Annotated in this window: 22 protein-coding genes; all 22 read left to right on the forward strand. The window is 34.6% G+C overall.

Annotation, left to right across the window (positions count from 1 at the left end; translation table 11 throughout):
- Positions 1 to 38 precede the first annotated feature (38 nt).
- The gene (locus CLOCEL_RS03910) at positions 39 to 539 is read left to right on the forward strand and encodes an HNH endonuclease (RefSeq protein ID WP_010073140.1); all 501 of its coding nucleotides are present in this window, start codon (positions 39 to 41) and stop codon (positions 537 to 539) included.
- Between the two features lie 211 nt (positions 540 to 750).
- Entirely contained in the window at positions 751 to 2,004 is a 1,254-nt protein-coding gene (locus CLOCEL_RS03915) for a site-specific DNA-methyltransferase (protein WP_010073139.1), read from the forward strand.
- Complete coding sequence (locus CLOCEL_RS03920; protein ID WP_010073138.1) at positions 1,997 to 3,343, forward strand: DNA cytosine methyltransferase; 1,347 nt, start codon at positions 1,997 to 1,999, stop codon at positions 3,341 to 3,343. Before CLOCEL_RS03915 ends, CLOCEL_RS03920 begins: the two co-directional genes overlap by 8 nt.
- Before the next feature lie 67 nt (positions 3,344 to 3,410).
- On the forward strand, positions 3,411 to 4,184 hold the full coding sequence (locus tag CLOCEL_RS03925; protein WP_010073137.1) for an amidoligase family protein: 774 nt from the start codon (positions 3,411 to 3,413) through the stop codon (positions 4,182 to 4,184).
- A 149-nt stretch (positions 4,185 to 4,333) separates the two neighbouring features.
- Entirely contained in the window at positions 4,334 to 5,242 is a 909-nt protein-coding gene (locus tag CLOCEL_RS03930; protein WP_010073136.1) for an amidoligase family protein, read from the forward strand.
- A gap of 69 nt (positions 5,243 to 5,311) precedes the next feature.
- Positions 5,312 to 5,971, forward strand: coding sequence for a gamma-glutamylcyclotransferase family protein (locus CLOCEL_RS03935; RefSeq protein ID WP_242655209.1), 660 nt, complete (start codon positions 5,312 to 5,314; stop codon positions 5,969 to 5,971).
- Positions 5,972 to 6,031: 60 nt separating this feature from the next.
- Positions 6,032 to 6,502 (forward strand): phage terminase small subunit P27 family, encoded by a 471-nt coding sequence (locus CLOCEL_RS03940; RefSeq protein WP_010073134.1) that lies wholly within the window; start codon positions 6,032 to 6,034, stop codon positions 6,500 to 6,502.
- A gap of 4 nt (positions 6,503 to 6,506) precedes the next feature.
- On the forward strand, positions 6,507 to 8,051 hold the full coding sequence (locus CLOCEL_RS03945) for a terminase large subunit (protein ID WP_010073133.1): 1,545 nt from the start codon (positions 6,507 to 6,509) through the stop codon (positions 8,049 to 8,051).
- A 64-nt stretch (positions 8,052 to 8,115) separates the two neighbouring features.
- Positions 8,116 to 9,111, forward strand: coding sequence for a M48 family metalloprotease (locus tag CLOCEL_RS03950; protein WP_010073132.1), 996 nt, complete (start codon positions 8,116 to 8,118; stop codon positions 9,109 to 9,111).
- Positions 9,112 to 9,184: 73 nt separating this feature from the next.
- On the forward strand, positions 9,185 to 10,459 hold the full coding sequence (locus CLOCEL_RS03955; protein WP_010073131.1) for a phage portal protein: 1,275 nt from the start codon (positions 9,185 to 9,187) through the stop codon (positions 10,457 to 10,459).
- Positions 10,407 to 11,048, forward strand: coding sequence for an HK97 family phage prohead protease (locus CLOCEL_RS03960; protein ID WP_010073130.1), 642 nt, complete (start codon positions 10,407 to 10,409; stop codon positions 11,046 to 11,048). The genes CLOCEL_RS03955 and CLOCEL_RS03960 overlap by 53 nt, the downstream gene beginning before the upstream one ends.
- A gap of 12 nt (positions 11,049 to 11,060) precedes the next feature.
- Positions 11,061 to 12,338: a phage major capsid protein gene (locus CLOCEL_RS03965; protein WP_010073129.1), complete on the forward strand. Its 1,278-nt coding sequence runs from the start codon at positions 11,061 to 11,063 to the stop codon at positions 12,336 to 12,338.
- A 10-nt stretch (positions 12,339 to 12,348) separates the two neighbouring features.
- A complete protein-coding gene (locus tag CLOCEL_RS03970) occupies positions 12,349 to 12,768 on the forward strand; it encodes a DEAD/DEAH box helicase family protein (RefSeq protein ID WP_010073128.1) in 420 nt (139 codons plus the stop codon).
- Between the two features lie 115 nt (positions 12,769 to 12,883).
- Complete coding sequence (locus CLOCEL_RS03975) at positions 12,884 to 13,621, forward strand: nuclease-related domain-containing protein (RefSeq protein WP_010073127.1); 738 nt, start codon at positions 12,884 to 12,886, stop codon at positions 13,619 to 13,621.
- A gap of 93 nt (positions 13,622 to 13,714) precedes the next feature.
- On the forward strand, positions 13,715 to 13,990 hold the full coding sequence (locus CLOCEL_RS03980; RefSeq protein ID WP_010073126.1) for a head-tail connector protein: 276 nt from the start codon (positions 13,715 to 13,717) through the stop codon (positions 13,988 to 13,990).
- Between the two features lie 4 nt (positions 13,991 to 13,994).
- The gene (locus CLOCEL_RS03985) at positions 13,995 to 14,321 is read left to right on the forward strand and encodes a phage head closure protein (protein WP_029169160.1); all 327 of its coding nucleotides are present in this window, start codon (positions 13,995 to 13,997) and stop codon (positions 14,319 to 14,321) included.
- Positions 14,314 to 14,706 (forward strand): HK97-gp10 family putative phage morphogenesis protein, encoded by a 393-nt coding sequence (locus tag CLOCEL_RS03990; RefSeq protein WP_010073124.1) that lies wholly within the window; start codon positions 14,314 to 14,316, stop codon positions 14,704 to 14,706. Before CLOCEL_RS03985 ends, CLOCEL_RS03990 begins: the two co-directional genes overlap by 8 nt.
- A complete protein-coding gene (locus CLOCEL_RS03995; protein ID WP_010073123.1) occupies positions 14,703 to 15,032 on the forward strand; it encodes a hypothetical protein in 330 nt (109 codons plus the stop codon). The genes CLOCEL_RS03990 and CLOCEL_RS03995 overlap by 4 nt, the downstream gene beginning before the upstream one ends.
- A gap of 7 nt (positions 15,033 to 15,039) precedes the next feature.
- Positions 15,040 to 15,609 carry a major tail protein gene (locus tag CLOCEL_RS04000; protein ID WP_010073122.1) on the forward strand — a complete coding sequence of 190 codons (570 nt, stop codon included), beginning with the start codon at positions 15,040 to 15,042 and terminating at the stop codon, positions 15,607 to 15,609.
- A gap of 163 nt (positions 15,610 to 15,772) precedes the next feature.
- Positions 15,773 to 16,525 (forward strand): hypothetical protein, encoded by a 753-nt coding sequence (locus CLOCEL_RS04005; RefSeq protein ID WP_010073121.1) that lies wholly within the window; start codon positions 15,773 to 15,775, stop codon positions 16,523 to 16,525.
- Positions 16,526 to 16,654: 129 nt separating this feature from the next.
- Complete coding sequence (locus CLOCEL_RS04010) at positions 16,655 to 16,978, forward strand: tail assembly chaperone (RefSeq protein WP_010073120.1); 324 nt, start codon at positions 16,655 to 16,657, stop codon at positions 16,976 to 16,978.
- A gap of 197 nt (positions 16,979 to 17,175) precedes the next feature.
- On the forward strand, positions 17,176 to 19,452 hold the full coding sequence (locus CLOCEL_RS04015) for a phage tail tape measure protein (RefSeq protein ID WP_242655210.1): 2,277 nt from the start codon (positions 17,176 to 17,178) through the stop codon (positions 19,450 to 19,452).
- Positions 19,453 to 19,459: the final 7 nt, after the last annotated feature.

Consider the following 19,459-nt stretch of genomic DNA (forward strand, 5'->3'; position numbering starts at 1 on the left):
TCTCTTTTTTATATACAAAATAAAGAGGAGAGAGTTAAGTGAAGGCGATACCAGGATACCATGGTTATTATGCTACTGAAGATGCGCAAATAATTTCAATCAGATCAGGAACTGAACGAATATTATCTCAAAGAATGCACAAAGGGTATTTGCATGTTCAAATACGAAAAGGAATAGGTCGAGATACAAAAGTAAAAGTACCTGTACACCAATTGGTACTAGCAACGTTTAAAGGACAAAGGAAATCAAATGAACTTGTGTGCAGACATTTAAACGGTAATCCTTTGGATAACAGAATAGAGAACCTTGAATGGGGGACTGTAAAGGATAATTGTAATGATTCAATTAGACATGGAACTGCTGCGTGTTTAAGACAAGGTGAGAAACATCCATGTTCTAAGATAAAGAATAGTACGGTTGTTGAAATAAAACATTTAATTAATGAAGGACTAAGTAATAGAGCGATAGCGGATATGTTTTCCTTAAAGACATACAACATAAATGATATTAGAGCAGGCAAGGCGTGGTCACACCTATAGGGGGGTATCTTTTTATAACACTTAAAGCGACTACGTCGGGCGGTTCCCTTTACACTAGAAATCGCAGTTTTCTAGAGGGGGGTATAGCAAGATGAATGAATATAAAGAATATAGAATTTCAAAGGGTTTGAAACAAATTACACCTTAAAAAAGCAGTGTAAAAATATATGCTTTTTAGGGTGTTTTTTAATGATTTTAGGAAGGTGACCAGATGGATATACAAAAGATAACAGTTGATAAACTTAATCATGCAAAATATAATCCAAGAAAAAATCTAAAACCAGGTGATCCAGAGTATGAAAAGTTAAAACGCTCAATTGAAACCTTTGGATATGTTGAACCTATAATTTGGAACAGAAAAACAGGAAATATTGTTGGAGGGCATCAAAGATTTACGGTTCTACAGCAACTAGGAACTACTGAGATTGATTGTGTTGTTGTAGATAAAACAGAAGAAGAGGAAAAAGCACTAAACATTGCTCTTAATAAGGTTAGTGGTGAATGGGATATGCCAAAGCTTGCTGAACTTTTAGAGGACTTAGATAAATCAATGTTTGATGTTTCACTTACAGGCTTTGATGTTGCAGAAATAGAAGATTTGTTTTCGAAGGTTCATGATAAAGAAGTTAAAGAGGACAGCTTTGATGCAGATAAAGCTTTAGAAGAAATAAAAGAGCCTATTTCAAAGCAAGGTGATATATGGCTATTAGGAAAACATAGATTGATTTGTGGAGATAGTACTAAGCTTTCAGATGTTGAAAAATTAATGAATGGAAAGAAAGCAAATCTATGTGTTACAGATCCCCCTTACAATGTCAATTACTCTGCAGGAAAAGAGAACGAAAGAGTTATAAAGAATGACCATATGGGTGACAGTAAGTTCTATGATTTTCTACTTGCAGCATACAAAAATGCTATTGTTGTTCTTGATGATGGAGCTGGGGCTTATATATTTCATGCTGATACTGAAGGATTGAATTTTAGAAAGGCTTTCAAGGATGCAGGCTTTCATTTAGCGAATGTTTGTATTTGGGTTAAGCAAAGCTTAGTGCTAGGTCGTAGTGATTATCAATGGCAACATGAGCCTGTGCTTTACGGTTGGAAACCAACAGGAAAGCATAGGTGGTATTCAGATAGAAAGCAAACAACTGTATGGAATTTTGATAGACCAACTAAAAGTCCAGACCATCCAACAATGAAACCAGTGCCTTTAATGGCTTATCCTATACAAAATAGCAGTATGACTAACTGTATTATATATGAGCCTTTTGCAGGCAGTGGTTCTACTTTAATTGCTTGCGAGCAAACAGGGAGAAGCTGTTATGCTGTAGAACTTGATGAAAAATATTGTGATGTTATTGTTAGAAGATATATAGAAACAGCAGGCAATGATAGTGAAGTTTTTCTTCTTAGGGATGGCGAGAAAATTAAATATTCTGATGTTAAAGAGGAAGGTTGTGATTAGTATGACCTTCCTTGATTTTTGTGCAGGAATCGGTGGCTTTAGATTAGGATTAGAACTTACAGGGCATAAATGTATAGGATTTTGTGAAAAAGATAAATTTGCTGTTAAATCATATAAAGCGATGTTTGAAACGGAAGGAGAGTGGTATGCAAATGATATTACAGAACTTAAATCAGATGAAATCCCATACGCAGATATCTGGTGTTTCGGATTCCCTTGCCAAGATATATCCGTGGCAGGAAAGCAGCGAGGAATTCGAGGAAAAAGAAGTGGAATCTATTTTAGAATTATTGACCTTATCAAAGGCAAAGAAGAAAAAGCTAAGCCCACATACTTACTTATTGAGAACGTTAAAAATCTGCTCTCAATTAATAACGGATTCGACTTTGCCACAGTTCTCCTTGAATTGGACCAAGCAGGGTATGACGCTAGATGGCAGGTGCTTAATTCAAAAGATTTCGGAGTTCCCCAAAACAGAGAGCGTGTGTTCATTATCGCAAGTCTTAGAAGCAGAGGTAGAAGAGAGATATTACCTATCGGAGGAGAAAACAGAGCGACTCTTAAGCAAATTATAGGTGTTTGCCAAGGTGAGAGAGTTTATGATTCTGAGGGTGTAGCTTGCACACTTACAGGCTGTGGTGGCGGAGGTGGAGCAAAGACAGGATTATATTGCGTTGGAAACATAAATCCTAGTGGAAATGGCATGAATGGTAATGTATATTCAGCAGAAGGAATTGCGCCAACAGTTACAGTTAATAAGGGACAAGGAAGTAAGATTTTTATAGATCAATCTAATACAAAACCACAGCTAACAGATATATCAAGATGCATTACATCAAGATATACTGGTGGGGTTGTAAATAGAACAGCAATGAATAGTGCTGTGCTTGAGGCTTATCCTGTTTTAACTCCAGAGAGAGTTGATAAAAGGCAAAATGGTAGAAGAATGAAAGAGTATAATGAGCCAATGTTTACTTTAACTAGCCAAGACCGACATGGGATTGCTATAAAAAATGCCACAAAAAAGGGGTATGTAGAAGCTAATATTGGTGATGGAATATATTTAAATTTTCCAAACAGCACGACTAGGCGCGGAAGAGTGGGTAAGGGTGTTGTTGGAACTCTTGATACTGCTTGTGCTGTAGGAACACTTGATAGAAATTATCGCATTCGGAGATTAACTCCAAAGGAGTGCTTTAGACTTCAAGGCTTTCCAGATGAATTGTTTGAGAAAGCAAAAGCTGTTAATTCTGATGCACAGCTTTATAAACAAGCTGGTAATGCTGTCACTGTAAATGTTGCTTATGCTGTTGCGAAAAGTTTGCCTATAAGTGAATAAAAACCTTGATAAATCTGTACTTTAGAGTGATATATGTATGTAAGAAAAGTACAGGGAGGAACTGAAAGTGAAAGAAAATCAGTACAAGTTAATATTGACGGTAAAAGGGCTTGAAAGAAAAACAACCTCAAAGGTTATAGGCGACTTCTTTGGAGTAGAGCCGAAGTATTTAGGAGCACCGAGTTTTAACTTTGAAATCCAAACACAAAAGGGAGAAACCTTTATAGTTGATAGGAATGGAGCAATTATTACACCAGTTTATGAGATTGAAGAAAATTTAGAGGTAATAGAACTCTATTCAAAAATAGCTGAGGCAGGTGCTGAAGGAATTGAGGTTGAGATAATGCTTTCAATGCATGGGCATAGTGGTATTTCGCTTAGGAATCTTATAAATATTATTTCAAGTAAGCAAAGTCTTGTTAAAAAAGCTCTTGGTATAGCGATGAACATTGTAGAGCAAGAATTTATTGAAGTGATTAACAATGTTAGGTTAATAGAAATTGAAGATTTTAAAAGGGCTGTACTAGAAATTGGTATGGATAAATGCAAAGGGGTAAGCTTTGGGTTTGAAGAGGAAGCTATAAGCTTTAAGTTTTTTAAAGAAAAAGCAGAGTCACAGGAGCTACTTGCATACCTTCAATTAACACAAGCCTTAAATGATAATGCAAAAACATTAAGACATTCTTCACCCAAAATAACTGAAACAAATAATGAAAAGTATACCTTCAGAACTTGGCTTCTAAGGCTCGGATTCATAGGCAATAGGTATAAAGAGTCAAGGAGTCAACTACTAAGGCACCTAAGCGGAAACAGTGCCTTTAGAAGCCCAACAAACGCATAAAATATAAGCATTGACTGCAGTAATTGCGGTCTTTTTTCTTTGTCTTTATCTTATGTATTTACTTTTACTTCTAAGTAAGAAATTACTTGATAATGTGTGTCTTTAGAGTGATATATAGAGTACCAAAAGAACACAAAGGAGTAAGAATAATGAAGTACCTAACCTTCGGAATAGAGATTGAATTAACAGGGATAACAAGGCAAAGAGCTGCAGAGGTTATTGCAAAGGAACTTGGAACAAGAGAAATACATGTAGGTGGAGGCTATGATGCATGGGAAGTTAAAGACTCAACAAATAGAGCTTGGAAGGTTGTAAATGATTCTAGCTTGAATCCTCAAAGAAAGGAGAACGGCAGAATAATCGATGCAACATCAAACTACAGATTTGAAGTTGTATCACCAATATGTGTTTATGAAGACATTGAAAAAATCCAAGGGCTTGTAAGAGCTTTGAGAAAAGCAGGATCTTTTGCAAACTCTAGTTGTGGAATACACATTCATATTGGTAAAGAGAAATTTACAGCAAAAACCTTGAGAAACCTAGTAAATATAATGGCAAGCAAAGAGGATTTAATATACAGAGCCTTAAAGGTTGATAGCCAAAGAGAAAATCGATATTGCAAGAAGGTTAACCAAAGTTTCTTAGAAAGCTTAAGAGTAAAAAAGCCAACAGAGATGAAACAGTTAGAGGATTTTTGGTATGAAGGTTGGATGAGAAGTAGAACAACACACTATCATGGAAGCAGATACCACGGCTTAAACCTTCATTCAGTATTTCAAGGCAACACAGTAGAATTTAGGCTTTTTAATGGGACAACTCATGCAGGAAAAATTAAAGCCTACATACAGTTTTGTATGGCAATAAGTCACCAAGCTTTAACTCAAAAAAGTGCAAGTTGTAGGAAAACAGAAACTACTAATGAAAAATACACCTTTAGAACTTGGCTTTTAAGACTTGGACTTATAGGAGAAGAGTTTCAAACAGCAAGGCTTCATTTGCTAGCAAACCTTGAAGGGGATTCAGCTTTCAGAAACGGAAGAAGAGCAGCAGGGGAATAAAATCCCCTCAGTACCATTCCGAAGGTGGTATTAAATAGTTCTTGAACTTATTTTTACTTTGAGTGATTAATGGTAAAAACAATACAGAAGGTAGGAAAAAGAATGTTATATTTTGCTTATGGTAGTAACCTTAACATGGTTCAAATGAAGAAAAGGTGTCCAGATTCAGTTCCAATTACAAAGGTAAGGCTTAAGAATTACAAATTAGTATTTAATAGAGTTGCCGATATTATAAAAAGCGAAGGTGATGAGGTAGAAGGTGCAATTTATGAGGTTTCACCAAGAGATATCAGAAACCTTGATGCATATGAAGGCTATCCAAGGCTTTATACGAAAGTAGAGGTTATTGTTGAAGCTGATAATGGTAAGAGTTACGAAGTCTTTGTATATGTAATGGTAAAGAAGGGGTTAGCAGAGCCACAGGAGTATTACTATAATACAATTTCTCAAGGTTTTAAAGATTGGGATATTTCTAAGGTAACACTGGAAAAAGCTAAGAATCAATCAAAAATAGATTATAAAGTAGATAGTTTTTTTACTCAAAAGTATTGTGATAGGTGTGGCGGTAGTCTTAAAAAGGGAAGAATAATGTCAATGTATAATGAGAACTGTATTTGCCTTTCTTGTAAAGACAAAGAAAGGCAAGAAGTGGATTATAGTGATGCAGTTGAAGCTGAACATTTAGAAATAAGAAAAGGTAATTATAATTACAAAGGAATTAAAGGTTAAAATATGATGAAGGGTCTACAGCAGTAGGCTCTTTTTCTTATTACAAAGGAAGGTGATACCATGGCGACAAGAGGAAGAAAGCCAAAACCAACAGCATTAAAAGTACTTGAAGGCAATCCAGGAAAAAGATCTTTAAATCTAAATGAACCTAAACCAGAAAAGAAAGCTTCAAAATGTCCGTCATGGCTTGAGCCTGAAGCTAAAAAAGAGTGGAGAAGGATGTCAAAGACCTTAGAGCAAATTGGTGTTCTTACACAAGTTGATACAGCCGCCTTTGCTGGCTACTGCCAAGCCTATGCAAGATGGAAAGAGGCAGAAGAATTCTTATCAAAACATGGTACTATTTTTAAAACTCCATCAGGATATATTCAACAGGTACCACAGGTTTCAATTGCACAGACATACCTAAAAATTATGAAGGATTTTTGTTCAGAGTTTGGATTGACACCATCGTCACGCTCTAGAATTAATGCTGGAACTGCTACAAGTGAAACCTCAGACCCAATGGAAGATTTATTGAGAATGGGGTAATTAGATGTTTGATGCAATGAAAGCTGAAAGAGCAGTAAGGTTTATAAATAATCTTAAGCATACAAAGGGTGTGTGGCATGGAGTGCCCTTTGATTTGTTGCCTTGGCAGGATAGGATTATTAGAGATTTATTTGGCACTGTTAAAGAGGATGGTTTTAGACAATACAACACAGCTTATGTTGAAATTCCTAAGAAGAACGGTAAATCAGAAATTGCAGCAGCCTTGGCTCTTTATTTAACTTGTGGAGATAATGAATGGGGAGCTGAGGTATATGGTTGTGCAGCAGATAGACAGCAAGCTTCAATAGTATTTGATGTAGCAGTTGATATGGTGGACCAGTGTCCAGCCCTAAAGAAAAGAATAAAACCTATAATATCACAGAAGCGATTAGTGTATATGCCGCTTGGCAGCTTTTATCAAGTTCTATCAGCTGAGGCATATACAAAGCATGGTCTAAATGTACATGGAGTTATCTTTGATGAACTTCATGCACAACCAGGTAGAGAACTTTATGATGTTATGACTAAGGGAAGTGGTGATGCTAGAAAGCAGCCACTTTTTTTCTTGATAACAACAGCGGGCAATGATAGAAATTCAATTTGCTATGAAGTACATCAAAAAGCAGATGATATTTTAAGAGGAAAAAAGTTTGATCCAACCTTTTATCCTGTTATCTATGGAATTAAGGACGATGACAATTGGCAAGATGAAGCAAACTGGTATAAAGCAAACCCTTCTCTTGGACACACAATTGATATTGAAAAGGTAAGAACGGCAATTTTAAGTGCAAAGGAAAATCCAGCTGAAGAAAATATCTTCAGACAGCTAAGGCTAAATCAATGGGTTAAGCAATCAATAAGATGGATGCCTATGGATGTATGGGATAAATGTTCTTTTGCTGTTGATATAGAAAAGCTTCGAGGAAGAGAGTGCTATGGTGGACTTGACCTTTCAAGCACCAATGATATTACAGCCTTTGTGTTAATTTTTCCACCAACAATTGATGATGATAAATATTATGTTCTTCCTTACTTTTGGATACCAGAAGATAATCTAAAGCTTAGGGTGAAAAGAGACCATGTTCCTTATGATGTTTGGGAAAAGCAAGGTTTTGTTAAAACAACAGAGGGTAATGTAATTCATTATGGATTCATAGAAAGCTTTATTGAGGAATTAGGAACAAAGTTTAATATTAAAGAAATAGCTTTCGATAGATGGGGGGCTGTTCAAATGGTTCAAAATCTAGAAGGCTTAGGCTTCACAGTTGTTCCTTTCGGACAAGGCTATAAGGATATGAGTCCACCTACAAAAGAATTAATGAAAATAACTCTTGAAAAGAGATTAGCACATGGTGGTCATCCAGTTCTTAAGTGGATGATGGATAACATTCATGTAAGAACAGATCCTGCAGGGAACATTAAGCCAGATAAAGAGAAATCTACTGAAAAGATCGATGGAGCTGTGGCTTTGATTATGGCATTAGATAGATCAATACGACATGAGAATAAGGAAAGTGTGTATGATAATAGGGGTATTTTGATATTGTAAAAAAATATACACTTATGATATTATTGGTATTAAGATTTAAAATAGAGTGAGGAAGAAATAAGTTATGTTGTCAGATGATTACAAGACAAGATGTGAAGAATTGATAGAATCGGCAATTAGATATTCACAAAAGAATTTAAAAAGTTTTAATAAAAATGTTGATATTGATTATAGTGTTATAAATACTTTAGAATTCAATGCAAATAGTAAACTTTGTGAGGAAAAGTATGCTATAAATATACATAGCGAGGTTTTTGAAAGAATATATGATATCCTAAAAGTACTTTTTTACAAAGAAAATATTACCTTTTATAAAAGTGTTTCGTGGGATGAAGAGTATTGTGAAGAAAAAGCTTTTAAGTACTTAGGCCTTTTAATGGAATTGTCAACAAAATTAATAATAAATCATGAATTAGGTCATATACTTAATGGACATTTAAGGTACAAAAAAAGCCTCAACATTGTGAATGATAAAAATGAATGTTATATGTTTATGGACTCCGAAAAGAACGAACTAGATCCAATTGAGAGTCAAGTGTTAGAGATGGACGCAGATGCGTATGCAGCAACTTGTGGAATTGGGGCTATTACTTATGACGAGAATATAAATAATTATAATAAAATAACACCAAATTTTATTAAAAATAAGAGTCATGCAGTTATACTTTTAGTAATTGCTTCTACTATAGTTTTTAGTATTCAAGGATTAGGTAAGAAAAAGGAAAATTCAAACTTAGAAGACTTAAAATACTTACCTTTGAGAACTAGACAAGATTATTACATGAGGTGTATTTTAAATGCATATAAAAACATGAATCTAAAAGAAAAATTAGATTTTGACATAGATTTTTTGAGAGAGGTTTTGCCTAATATAGAGGAATATGTTAACTTGTACAATCAACAGGTATTAGGATTCCATTCAGATGATTATAATTCAAAAAATAACATAGAAGAACTTGGTCAAGTTTATTTAAAACATTGTGACTATCTAGATAGATTTTGGACCAAGACTATGAGAGACAAGTTATTACCATATTCATATTTATCATTATTTCCATAATTAAAATACACTAGGCGTTTAGCATCTATTTAGATAGATGCTTTTTTCATATACATTTTTAGGAGGTAAATCAATGAAAATCCCTTTTTTATCAAATAGATTTGAAGCAAGAGCCGCACCTATTCCAGATAGAGTGAAGGCTTTTTTACTTGGAGAAGATTATAGCATGGGCAATAAAGCAGGAGTTATAGTTAATGAAGAAACAGCAATGAGGACTACTGCTGTTTATGCTTGTGTGAGGGTTATTGCAGAAACAATAGCAAGCTTACCATTGCCTTTATATAAAAGACTTCTACGAGGTAAGGAAAAAGCAACATACCATCCTTTATATACTGTTCTTCATGATATGCCGAACAGTGAAATGACCAGTTTTTCTTTCAGAGAAACTATGATGACTCATTTGCTTTTATGGGGAAATGCTTATGCTCAGATAATTAAAAGAGGCAATAAAATATCAGAACTTTGGCCTTTACATCCTGCTTACGTGAGAATAGATAGAGAACCAGTAACAAATAAACTCATTTATAAATACAACGGTGGAGCTGAAGAGATTATTTATAGCCAAGAGCAAATTCTTCATATTTCAGGGTTAAGCTTTAATGGAATAACAGGTTTATCTCCAATAAGCATGGCTAGAGAAACTATAGGGCTTGCACAAGCAACAGAGGAATTCGGTTCAAGATTTTTCTCAAATGGTGCAAGACCAGGGGGAATACTTCAGCATCCAGGCATAGTTAAAGACCCTGAAAGGCTAAGAAAATCATGGGAAGAGGTATATAAAGGAGTACAAAATTCACACAAGATAGCAGTTTTAGAGGAAGGGATGCAATATAAGGAGATAGGTATTCCTCCAAATGATGCACAGTTCTTAGAAACACGTAAGTTTCAACTTAATGAGATATGTAGAATCTTTAGAGTTCCACCACATTTGATTGGGGACCTCGAAAGAGCTACATTTTCAAATATAGAGCATCAATCAATAGATTTTGTGGTTCATACTATTAGACCATGGCTTGTTAGATGGGAACAAGCAATACAGAAAGCCCTTATTCCAGAAGAGGAGAGGGCTATTTATTTTGCCAAATTTACAGTTGACGGTCTTTTACGTGGAGATTTTAAAACAAGAATGGATGGCTATGCAGTAGGAAGACAAAATGGTTGGTATAGCGCCAATGATGTGAGAGAATTTGAAGATTTAAATCCTATTCCAGAAGATATGGGGGGAGACTTATATCTTGTAAACGGCAATATGATGACCGCAACATCAGCTTTAACCAAAGGTGGAGGTGAAGATAATGGAGAACAAAAGCCAAATGGAACGCAGGACAGTGGAATTAACGGAGCTTAGAGTAAAAAATATAGATACAAATGAGGGAGAAAACAACACTATTCCTGTAATTGAAGGCCATGCAGCTGTATTTAATCAATGGTCTGAGGAACTTGGTGGTGTTTTTTCTTTTAGAGAGAAGGTTATACCAGGAGCTTTTACTGATTCAATACAAACTGATGATGTAAGGGCACTTTTTAATCATGATCCCAATTATGTACTTGGAAGAAATAAATCAGGAACACTTGAATTAACAGAAACTAAAGAAGGCTTATATGTAAAAATAACTCCACCAGATACTCAATGGGCAAGAGATTTAACAGTAAGTATAGACCGAGGCGACATTAGTCAGATGAGCTTCGGTTTTTTAGTTCTTGAGGATAGATGGGGTTATGAAGAAGGGCGAGATGTAAGAGAACTTAGAAAAGTAAAGCTATTTGATGTTTCACCAGTAACTTTCCCAGCTTATCCTCAAACAAGTGTTGGAATAAGAAGTGCTGCTGATATTTATGAAGCACGAAAAACACAGCTTAAAGAAAATCATGAGGCTGAAAAGTCAAAGAATTTAAGACAACTTGAAATGTTAAAACAAAGGATAAACCTAATTTAGGAGGACAAACTAATGAGTAAAAAAATAAAAGAGATGGAAGCACGAAAGAATGATTCAAGATTAAAAGCACTGGCTATAATAGACCAAGCACAAAAAGAAGGCAGATTTTTAACAGAGGAAGAGGACAAGAATGTAAAGCAATTTGAAGAGGAAATGCGAAAATGGGATGAAACCATTAAAAGAGCAGAATCAATAGGCATTGAAGATGAACCAGAGCCAGTTATAGATATTCCGCCAGTTAAACCAACTCCTAAAAATGATGAAAAAAGATTCGCTACTTTTGGAGAGCAAATGACTGCTGTTTATAGAGCAGCTTCACCAGATGGAAGAATTGATTCAAGACTTACAACAAGAGCCGCCAGTGGAATGAACGAGACAGTTCCTTCCGATGGTGGTTTTTTAGTTCAACAGGACTTTGTATCGGAGCTTTTAAAGAGAACATATGATACAGGAATTCTTGCATCAAAGGTAAGAAAAATTCCTATCTCTACAAATGCAAATGGATTAAAGATAAATGCCATTGATGAAAGCAGTAGAGCTAATGGTTCTAGATGGGGAGGTGTTCAAACATACTGGGAGAATGAAGCTGATCAACACACATCATCAAAACCTAAGTTTAGAACAATGGACTTAGCACTTAAGAAGCTTACAGGACTTTGTTATGCAACTGATGAGCTATTAACTGATGCGGCAGCTTTAGAAAGTGTTCTAATACAAGCTTTTGCAGAAGAGTTTGGCTTCAAGATGGACGATGCTATATTAAATGGAATTGGAAGTGGTCAACCTCTTGGAATATTGAGCTCAGAAGCATTAGTTAAAGTACCAAAGGACAATGGGCAAACAGATTTAATTACAGTACAAAACCTTCTAAATATGTGGTCAAGATTATGGGCAAGAAGTAGAGGAAGTGCTGTTTGGTATGTAAATCAAGAAATAGAGCCATTACTTTATACCTTAAAAGTAGGAGATAAACCAGTATATATTCCAGCAGGAGGACTTTCAGAAGTTCCTTATGCAACACTGTTTGGTAGACCAGTAGTACCACTTGAGCAATGCTCACCAGTAGGTGAAGTTGGAGACATAATTTTAGCAGATATGAGCCAGTACCTTTTAATTGATAAGGGTGGGATTAATGCGGCTTCTTCTATCCATGTTCGTTTCTTATATGATGAAAGTGTATTTAGATTTATCTATAGAGTAGATGGGCAACCTATATGGAACAAGCCACTTACTCCATATAAGGGCAGTAGCTCAACAAGTCCCTTTGTAGCTTTAGCAAAGAGAAACTAGGAGGATGTATATGAAGATAACTGACTTAAAGGTACCTGGAGCAATTTTTGCTTCAGCGATTACCACATCAGAAATAGAATTAAACAACTATAAAGAGGTTACTTTTTTAGTTGAAAGTGGAGAAGGAACAGCAGGAAATACAACCATTACAGTTGAAGGCAAAACAGGAGCTACTGGTACTACTACAGCAGTTCCTTTTTTATTTGCTGAGAAAGGTAATAATGTATTTGTAGAAATAGAGCCAACAGGTAAGCAGGTTTCTATTGGTGGAACAGCAGGAACTAGCAAGTTTTATCTAATAAAAGTTACAGATAGACTTTTAGCTTCAAAGGAGTTTGACAGAGTAGTATTAAAAACTACAGCTGTTGCATCTTCAACTGTAGTTGGTGCAATTTATGCAATAAGTGATAAACCAAGATTTTCTGAGTAGGTATATTAGTATTGTTTTTCAAGTGGGAGAATTGTAAATTTTGTTCGTAATTAGTGTTTAATTGTATGTATAGTGTAAGTGTGTTAAAATTTACATACATTGAAAGGAGATAGCTATGGATACAAATGAGATGCTTTTTACGATTTTTAAGCCTGTTTTATACTTAATTATTTTTATGATTGTTATTACGATTATTGGTGCTGGATTGAGGATTTTATATATAAATACGAAATACAAAAACTTAAAGTACAAAGCTGCTAGTGGCAATGGTCTATTAAAGACAATTTCGAATACAGATAATTATGGAGAATATCTGACTTTTACATCTCTTGAAAAACTTCAGGGTGATAATAAAATTTTATCTAATGTCTATATTCCAAAGGAAGATGGAACTACAACAGAAATAGATTTAATAATGTTGAATAAATCAGGAATATATGTTTTTGAATCAAAGAATTATAGTGGGTGGATATTTGGAGATGAAAAGAATAAAAATTGGACACAATCACTAAATAGAGGAACTAAAAATAGATTCTACAATCCTATATGGCAGAATAAGGCTCATATAAATGCATTAATGAAACTGCTTAGAGATATTGATAGCAATTATTTTTATTCGTATATAGTGTTTAGTGAAAGATGTGAGCTAAAAAAGGTTTCTGTAACATCTTCAAATGTGCATATTGTAAAGAGAAATGCATTACTTTCAAAATTAAAGAAAGACATTAATGGTAGAAAGAATGTTCTATCAGATAGTCAAATTACTAGAATATATGAAGTTTTAAAAAGTCATTCTCTGGCTGATAAAGCAGTTAAAGAGAAACATATTGAAAATATTAAAAGCAAATTATAACATGATTAATTGCTTAAAAGCACAATCTTTTTAGGTTGTGCTTTTATAATTTTCAAGTATCATGATATTGCAACTTGATGAGGAGATGAGTGTATGATAATTTCATTGGAAGAAGCAAAATTGTATTTAAGAATTGATGATGATGATGAAAATACGCTCATCACCAATTTTATATTAACAGCTGAAGAATTGTGTGAAGGAGTGCTGAGATATCCTTTAGCAGAATTAAGTGTAATTCCAGAAGCAATAAAACAGTCAATATTATATGCTGTTGCTAACCTGTATGAGGAACGTGAAAAAGTTGATATTAAAGTAATTATTGAAGTTATGGCAAGGCTTTTATTTGCTTATAGAAGAGAAAGCTGGTGATAGCGTGACGATAGGAGAGCTAAAACATAGAATTACTTTTCAAAGACTAGTATCTGAACTAAATGAAAATGGCTTTGAAATTGAAGCTTGGGAGGACTATAAAACATTTTGGTCAGCAATTTCAAACCTTAATGGAAGAGAATACTTTGCTGCAGCAGTTGTTCAAGCTGAAAATACAGTTAAATTCACTATAAGATATACACCCAATATTGAAACAACAATGAGGATATTATTTAAAGATAAGAAATACAATATAACTTCAATTGATAACATAAAGTATGCTAATAAATTCATTGAAATCAAGGCTTTGGAGGTTGATAGCAGTGGCTAGAATAGACCTTGAAGGAATGCAGGAACTTATCGATAAGGTAAACAAACTTGGTGCTAGAGGAAATAGTATCAAGAAAAAAGCTCTTGATAAAGCAGGAGAACTTGTTAAAAGGTCGATGGAGAATAATGCACCAGTTTCAAACCTAAATAAAAAACATATGGCTGATAATATAAAGATTTCAGATATAGAAAAAGAAAATGGAGTGGATTTTATAGAGATTGGTCCTAATAAAGGTGATAATTCAGAGTTCTTTTATTCAAAGTTCACAGAGTTTGGTACAAGCACTCAACCAGCACAACATTGGGCAGAGAACTCTGTTCTTGAGAATAAAAGAGAAATCAATCAAATAATAGCCGATGAACTTAAAAGAGGACTTGAGGAATGATAAATCAATTGATTATTAATACTTTAAAACCACTTAATATACCAGTAGTTTTTCAAAAGTACACAGGAAAAGCTGAAACATATATTACCTTCCATGAATATTTAACTGCAGGCGAAGAATATGAGGATGATGAGGAAATACTAACAGCACACTATATTCAAGTTGATTTATGGTCAAAGGTAGATTATACAGCTTTAGTCAAGGAAGTAAAAAGACTATTAATAAATGTGGGATTTAAAAGAATAAATGAAGTAGACCTTTATGAGGATGATACAAAAATCTATCATAAAGGTCTTAAATTTTACTATTTAGAAGAAAAGGAGTGAGATACAAATGTCTAGACAGATCGGGTTAAGAGATATACATATTGCAGTTTTAACAAGTGATAACGCTACTGGAACTGTATATGAGACACCAATAAAGCTTGAAAGAGCAATAAGTGCAAAGCTTTCACCAAAATCAAATTCAGATAATATATATTCAGATGATGCTGTTGAAGATATCATAACTGCTTTTGAAGGTATAGATGTTGAAATTGAAGTGAATCAGCTTTCACTTACAAGTAGAGCCAAGCTTCAAGGAGCAAAAATAGTGAAGGGTGTTCTCATTGAAAATAAGGAGGATATCCCACCAACAATAGCATTAGCTTTTAGATCTAAAAAGAACACTGGAAAGTATAGATATGTGTGGCTCTTGAAGGGGAAGTTTGAATTAGCTACTGATGAATATGATACAGAAGCAGAAAAGCCAAAAGCACAAAGTGCAAAGCTTAAGGGGAAATTTTATCCAAGAGAGTCTGATGGTAACTATAGATTTATTTGTGATGAAGATGCTCAAGGTGTGGATTCAACAATTATTAGTTCATGGTTTACTGAGGTACCAGATGAATCGATTGTCACATAATTTATCTTAATAGTTTAGTCCATGTAAAAGTTTCTAATATTATATAGTGTATGAATTAATTTTTGGATGGATAAAGTATCAACGTTGAAATTTTGGTTTATGCTCAGAATTATGGTATAATTTGTTTAATTAGAGAAAATAAAGGGTTAAGGAGGAATTTACAATGGCTTCTGTGACGCAAAGAATAAAACAAATAAAACAACCTACTGGAGGGTATATAAAACCGAAAGAGTTCACTGTTGTAAACTTGAATGATGGTATTGACTTGAAATGTGATGAAAATATCCATAGCAGTTTAGTAGGATTGGCAGTAGATTATATGACTAGATATGTGATAGGAACTCCAAAGGAGTATGCATTTAAAATTTCACTTTTAGGAGCATCTTCAATTAATGAAGATGGTTATGCTCAAAAATTGTTAAAAGGTATATCAGGTTTAGATGATAAATCTATATCCAATGCATGTAAGTTAGTAGGATATGATGTTTGCTTTAGAGCTGGATTGAGTGGATATAAACCTGTTCAAGATATTGAGCCTAATATTGATACTATTTCTAATATCAGAACGATGGTGAATAGGAGTGTAAATTTCCTAAATGAATATGGTCCTATGGTTAAAGATGGTTTCACATTTGAAGGCGGTTATACAAACATAGTTTCAACAGGTGATGGTGATTTTCTTACTAAAAATACTTTATGGGATTTTAAAGTTTCAAAAAAGGCACCTACTAACGCTCATACGTTGCAATTACTAATGTATTATTTAATGGGAATTCACTCAATACATGAAGAGTTCAAGTCAATTATAAATTTAGGAATATTCAATCCAAGATTAAATAATGTATATTTATTAGAAATAAGTAAAATTCCACAGAACATTATTGAACAAGTGTCATCAGAAGTTATTGGATATTGAAATATAAAAGTTTAAAAGTTAAGGAAAATAAAAGTGAACAAACTGAAGTATAACTTTTTTATATCGTAAGCTAACAGGGAAACAAATCCCTGTTTTTTCATGCTTAAAAATAGAGAGGAGGAGATTTAATTGAAAGCATCAGAACTAAAAAACAAAGGAATAAAGTTCAAACTTAACAACAAAGAGTATGAACTGAAATTTGATATGAACACTTTCTGCGAATTAGAAGAAGTCTATGGAGACATAGATCAAGCCTTTGAAGATTTGCAGAACAGAAAGATTAAAGCTATAAGAGCACTTATTTATTCAGCCATTAAAGCTGAAGATGAAAGTGTTACTTTAAAAGAGGTAGGCAAAATGCTTACATTAAGTGATATGGAGAGATTAGGCTCAGCTATTAATGAAGCATTGATAATAGCTATGCCAGAGGTAACTGAAAATATGGGGGAATAGAAAGCCAAACTGATTCCGAAGGCTGGGATTGGGGTTGGCTTTTTTATTTGGGAACAAATCTTTTACAAATGACTGAGGAACAGTTTTGGAGGAGTACACCGAAAAAGCTACAGGCACTTTTTACAGTATACAAAAGAGTAAATGGAATTGATGAAGAAGATCGGCTTGACTATATAGACAACATCATTTTCTAGGGGGTGAGGTTATTGGCGGCAAATGCCAGCACTGTCGTAGCAAGGATAGGTCTTGATGACAGTGGCTTTCAGCAGGGTGTCTCAAAGATTCAAAGAAGCTTAAAGCTTGTGCAGAGTGAATTTGCTGTGGCAAGCTCAAGAATTGGTGACTTTGGAAAGTCAACAGATGGGTTAAGGCTCAAAGCTGACACCTTGAACAGACAGATGGAACTTCAAAAAGATAAGGTTGAAGCATTAACTAGAAGCTATCAAGAAAGTGTTGAGAGAAAAGGTGCTGATGCCAAAGCTACAGAAAACCTAAAGATTAAGTTAAATTATGCAACGGCAGAGCTTAACAATATGCAAAGAGAGCTTAAGGAAACTACCACTGAATTAAATACAAAGAGCTCTGCTTGGTATAAGCTTTCACAATCAATGGATAAAGCAGGAGAAAGGATGAAGGCAGTAGGAGAGAAAATGTCATCTGTTGGAACAAAGCTTTCCACTGCTGTTACATTACCTCTTTTAGGAGTTGGAGTTGCAACTACAAAAATGGCTATGGATGCTGTAGAATCAGAGAATCTCTTTGAGGTTGCAATGGGTTCAATGGCTGGTGATGCAAGACAATGGTCAGAGGAAACCTCTAAAGCTCTTGGCCTTAATGCCTATAATGTGAGAAAGAATATAGCAACCTATAACTCGATGCTTACTTCTATGGGACTTGCAAATGATGAGTCTTTAAAGATGTCTGAAGGCTTAACACAGCTTTCCTATGATATGGCTTCCTTTTATAATTTGAAGCCAGAGGAAGCCTTTGAAAAGCTCAAATCTGGTATAAGTGGTGAAGCGGAACCTCTTAAGGCTCTAGGGATTTTAGTTAATGATACAACCATTAAAACCTATGCGTATACAAATGGAATAGCAAAGCAAGGAGCAGAATTAACAGAGGCTCAAAAGATACAAGCAAGGTACGGAGCAATTATGCAAGCAACAAAGAATGCTCAAGGTGATCTTGGTAGAACTATGGACAGCCCAACAAACAAGCTAAGAATAATGAAGGAACAAGCACAGCAGATTGGTATTCAGTTTGGACAGATTTTGATTCCAGTACTTGAAAAGCTTATGAATGTCATAAAGCCTTTAATGGATAAATTTCAAGGCTTATCGAAGGAACAACAAGAAACTATAGTGAAAATAGGGTTAGTTACGGCTGCAATTGGTCCTATTATTTTGATTGTTGGTAAAGTCATTACTATTGTAGGAACATTATCGTCAGCAATAGGTACTGTTTCAGGAGCAATCGCGGCAGCTGGTGGAGCATCAACAGTATTAGGTACAGTTTTCACAGCAATTACTGGTCCCATTGGTATTGTAATTGCAGCTGTTGTAGGGCTTATAGCTATTTTTGTAGCTTTATATAAGAACAATGAGGACTTTAGAAACTCAGTAAATACAATATGGAATGGGATAAAGAATTTAATAAGTGGTGTCATTGAAGGGTTAGTTACTTTGTTTAAAGGCTTTATAGCTTTAGCTGGTGAGCTATGGAGTAAATATGGTGATGATATAGTGAACATAGTTTCTACAGCGTTCAAGGTTATATCCTCAGTTGTTGATACAGTTTTAAAGGCAGTTCAGAATGTTATTTCCATTGTAACTAGTGCAATAAAGGGTGATTGGGAAGGTGTTTGGAATGGAATTAAGAAATTCACCGAGGATTTATGGAACGGAATCAAAAATATAATAAAATCAGTTATAGATTTAGTAAAGGGGATAGTTAAAACAGAATTTGAGTTTATAAAAGAGATAATCACTGGCATTTGGGATGGAATAAGAGGAGTGACCTCTGCTATTTGGAATGATATAAAAGCTGCAATTGTAAATCCTATTACTTCAGCTAAGAACACTGTAGCTAATGTCATTGATTCAATAAGAGGCTTTTTCAGTAATCTTCGCCTACCAGAGATAGGTTTTCCAAGAATTAAGCTTCCACATTTCAGTATTGAAGGTGAATTTAGTCTTGCACCTCCAAGTGTGCCTTATCTTGATGTAAGTTGGTATGCAAAGGGCGGAATTTTTAACGGTCCAAGTGTTATCGGTGTTGGTGAAGCTGGAACAGAAGCAGTCCTTCCAATAGATAGACTTGATGATCTTATGGCAAAAGCTCTAAGTAAGGCAGGAACTACTACAACAGAATCACAAACAGTAATAATCCCTATAAATCTAGAGGGTAGAGAAATAGCAAGGATAACATACCCTCATATAAGCAATATCATGGGAAGAGCTGTGTCTCGGAAGTAGGTGAAGG

Source organism: Clostridium cellulovorans 743B, assembly GCF_000145275.1.
Classification (GTDB): Bacteria; Bacillota; Clostridia; order Clostridiales; family Clostridiaceae; genus Clostridium_K; species Clostridium_K cellulovorans.

Coding starts and splice junctions, on each gene's coding strand:
- CLOCEL_RS03960 (WP_010073130.1), top strand. CDS start 10,407: ATGGAGAACAAAAGCCAAATGGAACGCAGGACAGTGGAATTAACGGAG.
- CLOCEL_RS03955 (WP_010073131.1), top strand. CDS start 9,185: ATGAAAATCCCTTTTTTATCAAATAGATTTGAAGCAAGAGCCGCACCT.
- CLOCEL_RS03945 (WP_010073133.1), top strand. CDS start 6,507: ATGTTTGATGCAATGAAAGCTGAAAGAGCAGTAAGGTTTATAAATAAT.
- CLOCEL_RS04005 (WP_010073121.1), top strand. CDS start 15,773: ATGGCTTCTGTGACGCAAAGAATAAAACAAATAAAACAACCTACTGGA.
- CLOCEL_RS03970 (WP_010073128.1), top strand. CDS start 12,349: ATGAAGATAACTGACTTAAAGGTACCTGGAGCAATTTTTGCTTCAGCG.
- CLOCEL_RS03965 (WP_010073129.1), top strand. CDS start 11,061: ATGAGTAAAAAAATAAAAGAGATGGAAGCACGAAAGAATGATTCAAGA.
- CLOCEL_RS04000 (WP_010073122.1), top strand. CDS start 15,040: ATGTCTAGACAGATCGGGTTAAGAGATATACATATTGCAGTTTTAACA.
- CLOCEL_RS03950 (WP_010073132.1), top strand. CDS start 8,116: ATGTTGTCAGATGATTACAAGACAAGATGTGAAGAATTGATAGAATCG.
- CLOCEL_RS03930 (WP_010073136.1), top strand. CDS start 4,334: ATGAAGTACCTAACCTTCGGAATAGAGATTGAATTAACAGGGATAACA.
- CLOCEL_RS03980 (WP_010073126.1), top strand. CDS start 13,715: ATGATAATTTCATTGGAAGAAGCAAAATTGTATTTAAGAATTGATGAT.
- CLOCEL_RS03995 (WP_010073123.1), top strand. CDS start 14,703: ATGATAAATCAATTGATTATTAATACTTTAAAACCACTTAATATACCA.
- CLOCEL_RS03940 (WP_010073134.1), top strand. CDS start 6,032: ATGGCGACAAGAGGAAGAAAGCCAAAACCAACAGCATTAAAAGTACTT.
- CLOCEL_RS03935 (WP_242655209.1), top strand. CDS start 5,312: ATGGTAAAAACAATACAGAAGGTAGGAAAAAGAATGTTATATTTTGCT.
- CLOCEL_RS03915 (WP_010073139.1), top strand. CDS start 751: ATGGATATACAAAAGATAACAGTTGATAAACTTAATCATGCAAAATAT.
- CLOCEL_RS03975 (WP_010073127.1), top strand. CDS start 12,884: ATGGATACAAATGAGATGCTTTTTACGATTTTTAAGCCTGTTTTATAC.